This is a genomic window from Winogradskyella psychrotolerans, from assembly GCF_018860545.1.
Classification (GTDB): domain Bacteria; phylum Bacteroidota; class Bacteroidia; order Flavobacteriales; family Flavobacteriaceae; genus Winogradskyella; species Winogradskyella psychrotolerans_A.
This window is the reverse complement of record NZ_JAHKPN010000056.1, coordinates 60406-68134: the sequence shown is the minus strand read 5'-3', so window position 1 is coordinate 68134 and position 7729 is coordinate 60406. Positions and strand designations below refer to the sequence as shown.

The window sequence follows — 7729 nt, the reverse complement described above, 5'->3', positions numbered from 1 at the left end:
GCCTTGGACGAAGTAACAGATTTAATGCGGTTTCATCAAAAGAAGACTAATTTTACGTTAATCTCATTTTCTATCACCTTCAAAATATTATCTTTACCACATAAATAAAATAATTATGTTTTTATTACAGATGGATTGGGATCCTATTAAGTTTATTGATTTAGGATTTTTTAAACTTCATTTTTACAGTATGATGTGGATTATTGCCTTTATTTTAGGCTTTTACATCACTAAGCGTATCTACAAAAAGGAAGGTTTAACTGATGAAGCCTTAGATTCGTTATTCATCTATTCTGTTTTAGGAATTATGCTAGGCGCCAGATTGGGCCATGTCATTTTTTACCAACCCGAATTAATTACCGAAGATTTTTTCAGCATCTTTTTACCTTTTAAGTTTGCTGGCGGATTTGAATTTACAGGCTTTCAGGGCTTGGCGAGTCACGGTGCAGCTATTGCCATGATTATTTCTATGTACATCTATAATAAAAAAGTATTGCACAAAACGGTACTTTGGATTTTAGATCGTGTTGTGATTCCTGTAGCATTAGGAGCTGTATTTGTAAGAATCGGTAATTTTATTAATTCTGAAATTATAGGAAAATACACTGGTAGTGATTATGGCGTTGTATTTAAACAATTAGGTGAAACCGCACCAAGACATCCTGCACAATTATATGAAGCCTTCTGCTATGTCTTTGTGTTCTTCATCCTCTTTTATTTTTATTGGAAAACAAAAAAATCGGAACAACAAGGCTTCTTATTCGGACTTTTCCTTGTATTACTTTGGACGGTAAGATTCTTTGTGGAATTTGTAAAGGAAGCTCAAAATATTGAACGTGCCGATTGGGTTTTAAATACTGGACAATGGTTAAGTATTCCTTTTATAATTATAGGACTTTACTTCATGTTTATTTATAAACCTAAAACAAAATTAAGCTAATGCGAATTCCACTGATTTTAAAATTTGTAGTGATTATTTTTGGACTTGTATTACTTTCATCTTGTAAAGAAGAAAAGAAAACCATTACCGAAGATAAAGTTGTAGTTAATTTTAAGAAAGAAGGCACACTTACACTAAAAAAAACAGATTCGGATTCTATTATAAAAACAATCGATATTGAGATTGCTGATGATGAATACACTACCCAAACTGGGTTAATGTATAGAACAAAGCTTGAAACCAATCATGGCATGTTATTTATATTTCCTAATGTGCAAATGCGTAGTTTCTATATGAAAAACACAAAAATTCCTTTAGATATTATTTATATAGATGACGATTTATCCATTGTTAGTTTTCAGAAGAACGCAAAACCCATGGACGAAACGTCGCTTCCTTCTGAAGCTCCTGCAAAATATGTTTTAGAAATTAATGGAGGACTCTCAGATGCGTGGCAATTGTCTATTGGAGATAAAATAAGTTTTACAGCGACTAATGACTAAACCAATAGGTTTAGATATTACAACTCCTTTAGGTCATCGCTTAGGTCTTTCTGTTTTTAAACCGAAATCCTCAAATAATAAAAGCATTATTATTTCTTCGGCAACAGGAGTATTGCAACATTTCTATTTTAAGTTTGCTAGCCATTTTTCAGAATTAGGTTACACGGTTTACACCTGTGATTATTCTGGTATTGGTCAATCAAATCCAAATACCACTCACTTAAAACAAAATACAATTAATCTTAAAGATTGGGGAGAAAATGACCAAACTGCAGTCATTAGTTATGCTAAGGTTAAAAATCCAAATCATAAATTAATCGTTATTACTCATAGTATTGGTGGACAAATTTTAGCCTTCAATAAACATATGGCTAACATAGATGCCATAATCACTGTGGCATCCCAAAGTGGCTATTGGAAATTTTGGAAAGGCTATGACCGTTTTAAAATGTTCGCGTTTTGGTATGTACTGATTCCTTCTCTTACACCCCTATTTGGATATTTTCCCGTTAAAAAAATTAAGCTATTTGAAAATCTTCCGAAACATATGGTGTATCAATAGAGACTTTGGGGAAAGCATAAAGACTACATATTAAGTGAATTTAATTTTGAAGATCTTCAGTTCAAAAAATTTAATAAACATGTATTAGTCTTAAGTTTTCCTAATGATGAATATGCTTCAAAACGTTCAGTAGATTGGTTAGCCGAACAATTTACTAATGCTAAAGTGAACAGACAACATATCATTCCTGAAGACTTAAACATAACCAATGTTGGACATTTTGGGTTCTTTAGAAGTCAGTTTAAAGAAACTCTATGGAAAATGACACAAGAATGGATTGAGAAAAACAGCTCTCAATAAAGAAAGGTGTTTTTGTTATCTATGACTCTATAACTTCACTATTTTTTTTATCACGTTTAGCCCAAATTGCTCATTAGAAATCTCTAATAAATAGGTCGATTGCCCTAATTCATCTAGATTTCTAATTGTGATTTGATTATTGCTAACTGAATGCTTATTATGGTAAACCCTACGACCATTTAAGTCATAAATAGTAATATTCAATTGACTTTCTGCTAAAATGGGTGGCACATTTATAACGAAGTAGTCATTAAATAGATTAGATGCTACTTTGATATCTTCTAAGCTAAAATCCTCTAAGCCTAACGTGTCGCCATCAACTCCATCACAGTTTTCATCAATCGCATTGCCTACAGAATCTTCTGCATCAGGATTAATTAATCCATCAGTATCGTTACAGTCTAAACCATTTGCAGCATATCCTAAAGGAGGAGTACTAGAACAATCTTCAATAGTACTATTAGGATCTCCATAACCATCACCATCTAAGTCTTCATAATACGTAACTGGAGGTGCACCCTCTTCGGCTACAGTAACACACACTTCCTTGGTATATTCACATCCAAAAACATCTACTGTTCTAAATGTGTAACAAAACTCACCTGCAGATTCTGGCGATACTGTAATTGTGTTGCCATTAACCTCAGTAATACTTGAGTCCGAATCCCAAGATTGTGATACCATAGTTGGAACAAAATCAAAATCTTGTAATTGTAAATTAGGATCAAAATTTAGTTCCCAAGAAAATATATACCCATTATCTGCAGCTAAATTATCAAAAATAGTAATTGTCCAATTCCCATTTAATGGGGAACCTAATAGCCCGTCTAAAGGATTTACAGAACTATAATTCCCTTCTGGCACAAAATTATCTACATACGTATTTGGACCATCACCTGTAGGAAAAACACCTCCTGTTTGCAAACCATCAACCATTGTTGGAAATCCACCATTAGGCACAAAACAATAATCAAACCCAGTCCCTGGCGTCACATCAAGACTATTACCATCCACAGTGCCTGTGGCCCACGGAATACCTAAATTAGCAGAACCACCGCCTTGATCATGTAACCTTACTACTTGACCATTAGGCGATACAATTTCAATATCTAAATCCCCTAAATACGAATGTTCCATATTTAAACAAATGCTTTCAATCTGACTAATATCAGTTAAAATTTGAGTAGGATCAAAGCATGTGACATTTATAGATGTACTATAAGCTGTACCAGTACCATCAGGTAAAAAAGTGACTTCGCTTTCAGGTGGAGGACAATTATAAACTAAGGTTAATGGATTTACAACACCTTCTAAAACTGTTGATTCACCAAAGCACAAGGTGCTATCTGTCGCTTGCGTATCTAAAAAATCAGGCTCTCCAGAAACGCGTATTACTAAATTTATACTATTTGTATTGGGGCAACCTTGTACTATGTTATCTATATTAGTATCTCTGATATCTAAGTTTACTAAATACACACCAGGCATATCATAAGTCACACTAGCTGATTGACCAAAAGCAAAACTTCCATCTCCCAAATCCCATGTATAATTAGCCCCTGTCCCATCAACCTCAAAAATTCCGCTACCATTTAGGTTAATCGTATTACCAACGCAAACCTCTATTATCCCCTCACTAGTGGCTGCAGGTAACGTTGAATCTAATTGCGCTGTAATATTTTGACACGGTGTTGTACAAGATATGGCGGCTGCCCAACCTGTAGTATTGCCGGTGTCGTTTGATGTAAATTCTAGTGTTAAACAACCTGTTGGATTATCAAACGATGCTACAATTAATCCTGGTAAAGAAGATCCAGAATAGGCATCAATTAACTCAGCAGATGTAGTGTCTCCATCATAAATTTTCAGGATATCCATATCAAGCTGAGTTGAGAACTCTTGAAAATCTAATCGTGTTCGCTGGCCAGATTCTTCGGGACATATTGTAATTATATAATTCTCATCACTAGTATAATTTGAAAACTCACCACCTGCATCATAAAAAGTACCTGAACATGCAGTAAATGTTCCATTTTGCATTAGTATATCTTGCGCAAAGCCGAAATAAGATAATACTGTAAAAAATAAGAGTAGTAATTTTTTCATGATGATAGGTTTTTATAAAAGCTGAAGTTACATCTTATATTTTAAAGATACATAAAGTGTAAAAAAGTTGCGTAAAAAATTCTAAAAAAAAAATGCCTTTCAATTAAGAAAGGCATTTTTAGATATTTAAATCAACACTTCGACGACACTTAGTGTATCATTCTAATTATAATTTAAAGCTTAGGCTTCTTCTTCAACTTCTTTTACTTTATTCTTAAGCGCTTCAGTAGCACCACCTTTTTTAGCCGTATCGTACATTATTGGTGTCGCGATAAATACTGAAGAGTATGTACCTACTATAACACCTACAATTAATGCAAATAATAAATCTTTAAGTGAATCTGCACCGAATAAGAACATTGCCAATAATACAACTAAGGTTGTTAACGACGTATTTAATGTTCTACTAACAGTACTGTTTATAGATTTGTTAATTGTCGTATCAAACTTCCAACCTAAATTATCATTAAAGAATTCTCTAATTCTATCAAATACAACAACGGTATCATTCAGTGAGTAACCAATAACAGTTAAGATTGCCGCAATAAATGTTTGGTCAATCTCCATACTAAATGGCATAATTCTCCATGTTAATGAATAGATTCCTAATACGATTAATACATCGTGGAAAACAGCAGCTACAGCTCCAAGAGAGAATTGCCATTTCTTAAATCGTAATAATATATATAAGAACACAACCACTAAAGACCCTAAAATTGCCCAAATAGATGATTTTTTAATATCATCTGCAATTGTTGGACTTACTTTACTCGATAGCATTTTACCAATTTTCTTGTCACCAGAACCATCTAAAAACTCTTCGTAGGTCATCCCTTCTGGAAAGTATTTTTGAAGTGTTGTAAATAACATCGATTCTACTTCATCATCAACCTCTGTTGAGCTATCTTCTACCTTGTACTTCGTTGAAATTTTCAATTGATTTGGTCCACCAATAGTTTTAACTTCTGCACTCTCAAATACCGCGTGAAGATCATTCTTCACTTCCTCAACACTCATATCCTGATCAAAACGCACTTGGTATGTTCGTCCTCCAACAAAGTCAATACCTTGATCTAATCCTATAGTGAAAAGTGAACCTAAACTTGCTAAAATCATTAATCCTGAAAAAGCATAAGCGAACTTACGTTTTCTTAAGAAGTCGATATTTAAATTCGTAAATAGATTTTTAGTTAAACCAGTAGAGAATACTAATTTACCGCCTTTGTTTACATACCAATCTACTAATAAACGTGTAATGAAAATCGCAGTAAATAATGATGTTAAAATACCAATGATTAACGTCGTTGCGAAACCTTTAATTGGTCCTGTTCCAAATACGAATAAAATTAAAGCGGTTAAACCGGTTGTAATGTTTGCATCTAAAATTGAAGATAATGCATTAGAAAAACCATCTTTAATTGCTTCTTTTTGAGATTTGCCTTTAGCAAGCTCCTCTTTAATCCTCTCAAAGATAAGGACGTTCGCATCGACCGACATACCAATCGTTAATACAATACCTGCAATACCAGGCAAAGTTAAAACAGCACCTAAACTTGCTAATACACCAAAAATTAATAAGATGTTTAACAACAAAGCGATATCTGCTGCACCACCAGCTTTACCATAATAAAAGATCATCCAAAGTAATACGAACGCTAATGCGATAATGAATGATTTCATACCACTATCAATAGCCTCTTGTCCTAATGATGGTCCAACTATATCTGATTGAATAATTTCTGCGGATGCAGGTAATTTACCAGCTCTTAAAACGTTTGCTAAATCGACTGCCTCAGCTAAAGTAAATGAACCTGAAATCTGAGATCTACCACCTGCAATGGCTCCTGTTGAAACACTTGGTGCAGAATATACAGTATTATCTAATACAATAGCAATATAACCTTGTGTTTCGTATGCTTTTTTAGTCATTTCCTCCCAAGTCTTAGCACCTTTAGCATTCATCTGCATACTTACAGCTGGTCTGCTAACTTGGTCATAATCTTGAGTTGCATCTGTAATTACAGCACCACTTAATTCTGGCTCACCATCTCTATTACCTTTTATAGCATAAAGTTCTGAAAACTCAGACTCTTCATTTTGTAATCCCCAAACAAATCTTACGTAGCGCATTTCTGCTGGTAAAGCCGCTCTGTTCTTTGGTGCATTTAAATGCGCCATCACTTTCTCTTTGTCCTTCGCTAAGAACATACCAACTACAGAACCACCATTTCCGTAACCTTGAATCCCTAATGGGTTGATGTCGGCAACATTTGTAGAATCTGTTTCTATCTGACCTGTAAGTTCATCAATGGCATCAGCAGTATCATCTTCTTGATCTTCATTTACATCTGCAACCTCATCCTCTTCTTTATTAGCCTTATTTTCTTCAATCAAGTTTTGGTTAACTTCCATTAAATAAGGTAAAACGTCTTGAGTTTTATAGGTTTCCCAAAATTGTAACTGTGCTGTTTTAGTAACTAAATCCGTTACACGCTCAATATCTTTTGCTCCTGGTAATTCAAGAAGAATACGACCAGAATTTCCTAAACGTTGAATATTTGGTGATGTCACACCAAATTTATCGATACGTTTACGTAATACTTCGAAAGCAGATACGATAGATTCATCAATTTTTGTTTCAATAATACCTTTAACTTCGTCATCAGACATGTTAAATTTAATCTCGTCGCTCAACGTACGATTGGCAAAAATATCAGGAGATGCTAATTTTGTATCTCCCTTAATTGCATCAAATGCCGTGAAGAACGATTCTAAATATGAATCTTGTGAATTCTTTTGTAATTCTTCAGCATCATCTAAAGCCTTATTAAATATAGGGTCTTTACTATTATTTGCTAACCCTTTTAAGATGTCTCTTACTGAAATCTGAAGAATAACATTAATACCACCTTTAAGGTCTAAACCAAGGTTCATGGCATTATTCTCAACGTCTGCATAAGTGTATTGCGCCACACCTAAGTTGTAAACTTCAATAGGCTCAAAGTCATCACCTACTTTAATTTTTGAGGTTTTCAACGAATCTAAATAACGTGCTTCTGCAATATTTCTTTTCGTTTGGTAATCCTCTTGTGTATCAGCATATTTTGCAATTGCTGCTGCTGCTGCGTCATCTTCTATTTGACCTGCTTTGAAAGTAAATGATAATTGATAAATACTTACTAAACCAAATAAGAGCGCAAAAAGCTTAACTAATCCTTTGTTTTGCATTGTAATTTTTGTTTTATGTCGAATTTTTTGAACGCGCAAATATAGAGTTTACACTATAATCCGACAATGTTTTTTTATAAATTGATATTT

The 7729-nt window shown here is 33.8% G+C and carries 6 protein-coding genes; 4 read left to right on the top strand and 2 right to left on the bottom strand.

Going from position 1 to position 7729, the window contains the following annotated elements:
- Positions 1-115 precede the first annotated feature (115 nt).
- The 4 genes from lgt (at position 116) to KO515_RS18890 (ending at position 2305) form a co-directional block, all read left to right on the top strand.
- Complete coding sequence (lgt, locus tag KO515_RS18475) at positions 116-940, top strand: prolipoprotein diacylglyceryl transferase (RefSeq protein WP_215937824.1); 825 nt, start codon at positions 116-118, stop codon at positions 938-940.
- Complete coding sequence (locus tag KO515_RS18470) at positions 940-1443, top strand: DUF192 domain-containing protein (protein ID WP_215937823.1); 504 nt, start codon at positions 940-942, stop codon at positions 1441-1443. The genes lgt and KO515_RS18470 overlap by 1 nt, the downstream gene beginning before the upstream one ends.
- On the top strand, positions 1436-2005 hold the full coding sequence (locus KO515_RS18465) for an alpha/beta hydrolase family protein (RefSeq protein ID WP_252723912.1): 570 nt from the start codon (positions 1436-1438) through the stop codon (positions 2003-2005). Before KO515_RS18470 ends, KO515_RS18465 begins: the two co-directional genes overlap by 8 nt.
- A 165-nt stretch (positions 2006-2170) precedes the next feature.
- Entirely contained in the window at positions 2171-2305 is a 135-nt protein-coding gene (locus KO515_RS18890) for a hypothetical protein (protein ID WP_289846319.1), read from the top strand.
- Between the two features lie 27 nt (positions 2306-2332).
- On the opposite strand, the gene KO515_RS18460 is transcribed toward KO515_RS18890, so the two are convergent.
- Together KO515_RS18460 and secDF are read right to left on the bottom strand one after the other, a co-directional pair.
- On the bottom strand, positions 2333-4411 hold the full coding sequence (locus tag KO515_RS18460; protein WP_215937822.1) for a PKD domain-containing protein: 2079 nt from the start codon (positions 4409-4411) through the stop codon (positions 2333-2335).
- A 180-nt stretch (positions 4412-4591) separates the two neighbouring features.
- On the bottom strand, positions 4592-7639 hold the full coding sequence (gene secDF, locus KO515_RS18455; RefSeq protein WP_215937821.1) for a protein translocase subunit SecDF: 3048 nt from the start codon (positions 7637-7639) through the stop codon (positions 4592-4594).
- Between the last annotated feature and the right edge of the window lie 90 nt (positions 7640-7729).

Coding starts and splice junctions, on each gene's coding strand:
- lgt (WP_215937824.1), top strand. CDS start 116: ATGTTTTTATTACAGATGGATTGGGATCCTATTAAGTTTATTGATTTA.
- KO515_RS18465 (WP_252723912.1), top strand. CDS start 1,436: ATGACTAAACCAATAGGTTTAGATATTACAACTCCTTTAGGTCATCGC.
- secDF (WP_215937821.1), bottom strand. CDS start 7,639: ATGCAAAACAAAGGATTAGTTAAGCTTTTTGCGCTCTTATTTGGTTTA.
- KO515_RS18460 (WP_215937822.1), bottom strand. CDS start 4,411: ATGAAAAAATTACTACTCTTATTTTTTACAGTATTATCTTATTTCGGC.
- KO515_RS18470 (WP_215937823.1), top strand. CDS start 940: ATGCGAATTCCACTGATTTTAAAATTTGTAGTGATTATTTTTGGACTT.